Origin of the sequence: Myxococcus llanfairpwllgwyngyllgogerychwyrndrobwllllantysiliogogogochensis, from assembly GCF_006636215.1 — a bacterium.
GTDB classification, from domain to species: Bacteria; Myxococcota; Myxococcia; order Myxococcales; family Myxococcaceae; genus Myxococcus; species Myxococcus llanfairpwllgwyngyllgogerychwyrndrobwllllantysiliogogogochensis.
In genome coordinates, this window is sequence record NZ_VIFM01000544.1 from 1 (window position 1) to 1,221 (window position 1,221).

1 protein-coding gene is annotated in these 1,221 nt (G+C 70.1%); it reads right to left on the reverse strand.

The genetic code is table 11. The features are described 5' to 3' along the window. Positions 1-21 precede the first annotated feature (21 nt). The coding region (locus FJV41_RS49195; protein ID WP_141649516.1) for an ABC transporter substrate-binding protein at positions 22-1,221 on the reverse strand (1,200 nt) is incomplete at its 5' end.

The following is a 1,221-nucleotide window of genomic DNA, read 5'->3' on the forward strand; positions in this document are numbered from 1 at the left end:
GTCCGCCCGATGCCCCCGCGCTCATCGCCCCTCCCCCATCAAATGGTCCACCTGCTTCTGCGCGCGCTTCAGCGACGCCTCGGGCGAGCGCAGCCCCGCCACCGCCGCGGAGAACTCGCTCTGCAACACATCTGAAATCAGGTTGTAGTACGGCGTCACCGGCCTGGGCCTCGCGCGCTCCGCCATCTCCCGCAGGCCCGCGATGAACGGCGAGCTCTCCTTCAACCTCGCATCGTCATACACAGACGCCCGGGGCGGATTGCGCGCGTAATGCACCGCCAGCACCAGGTTCGCCTCCGGCGACGTCAGGTGTGAGATGAGCTTCGCCGCCAGCTTCCGCCGCTCCGGCGACACATGCGCGTTCACCGCGAGCTGATACCCACCCAGCGTCCCGAATCCCGGCTCGCCACTCACCGTCGGCAACGGCGCCATCCCCACCTTGCCGCGAATGGGCGAGCCCTCCTTCTGCGCCTCGCTCCACGCATACGGCCAGTTGCGCATGAACACCGCGCGCCCCTCCTGGAAGATGCGCCGCGCCTCCTCCTCCCCAAACCCCATCACCGTCTCCGGCGACACTCCGCTCACCAGCAACCCGCGCAGATACGCGAGCGCCTCGCGCCCCGCCTCCGTCTCCAACAACACACGCCCGTGCTCCCCCATCGCGTCCCCGCCGTGCCCCCACAGCGCCTCAAAGACATTACAACTCAACCCCTCGTACTGCCGGCCCTGCCACACGAAGCCCTGGATGCCCGGCACCTTCGCCTTCGCGTCCAGCGCGAAGCGCTCCAGCTCCGCGTACGTGCGCGGCGCCCGAGGCACCAGGTCCGTCCGGTAGTACAAAACGCCCACGTCCAGGTACCAGGGCACCGCGTACGTCCGCCCCTCCACCACCACCGCCTCCACCGGCCCCGGCAGGAACTCCGCGCGCAGCCGCTCCGGCGGGAACTCCGCGGACAGGTCCGCTATCCACCCCGCGCGCGCGAACTCCGGCACCCACACCACGTCCGCCACCAGCACGTCGAAGTCCTTCGCCCCGCCCTCCAACGACGTGAGGAAGAACTGGTGCGCCAAATCGGAGGAGTTCGGCAGCGCCTCCGTGACGAGCGTCACCCCGGGGTTGTCCCGCTCGAAGCCCGCCAGCAACGCCCGGAAGGGCTCCGGCGGCCCCCACAGCGGCTGGTACTTCAGCACCAGCCGCGTGGCCCCCGCCCCATCACGCCC